This is a genomic window from Komagataeibacter intermedius TF2 (genome assembly GCF_000964425.1).
GTDB classification, from domain to species: Bacteria; Pseudomonadota; Alphaproteobacteria; order Acetobacterales; family Acetobacteraceae; genus Komagataeibacter; species Komagataeibacter intermedius.
The window spans coordinates 1-635 of sequence record NZ_BANF01000530.1 but is presented as its reverse complement, the minus strand read 5'-3'; the positions used below and the strand labels follow the sequence as shown (position 1 = coordinate 635).

The window sequence follows — 635 nt, the reverse complement described above, 5'->3', positions numbered from 1 at the left end:
TCTTCTGCGGGGACCATCTCCTCAGCGCTACCCTGCGCACGGCAGACAGGGACCCGGGGAAGGAAGCACTGGCAGACATCCGCCGGATCGTGGAGCAGATCAGGAGCCGTTGGGCCCAGGTGCGTATCCTGGTGCGTGGGGACAGCGGTTTCGCCCGGGACAGTCTGATGACATGGTGCGAAGACAACCACGTTGACTTCCTGTTCGGGCTTGCAGGCAACACCCGCCTGTATGACCGGATTGCCTCTTTGTCCGCTGAGGTTCGTGACGAAGCCGCCACGACAGGCAGAGCTGCGCGCGGTTTCGCCTCCTTTGACTGGATCACAAAGGACAGCTGGACGCGCCGCAGGCGGGTGGTGGCCAAGGCCGAATGGCACCACGGCAACCGCTATCATCGCTTTATTGTCACCACGCTACCGCAGGGAATGTCCGACCCCCGCCATCTCTACGAACAGATTTACTGCGCACGCGGGGATATGGAAAACCGCATCAAGGAATGCCGGATGGATCTGTTCTCAGACAGGACCTCGTCCCACACCATCCGGGCCAACCAGCTCCGGCTGTGGTTCTCGGCCGCAGCCTATGTCCTGCTGACCGCTCTGCAAAGACTGGCCCTTGGCCAGACCAGCCTGGAG

General features: G+C 62.0%; 1 pseudogene. It reads left to right on the top strand.

Annotated elements, in window-relative coordinates:
• Window positions 1-635, top strand: a pseudogene (locus B7449_RS18305) (IS1380-like element IS1380A family transposase); the annotation flags it as partial.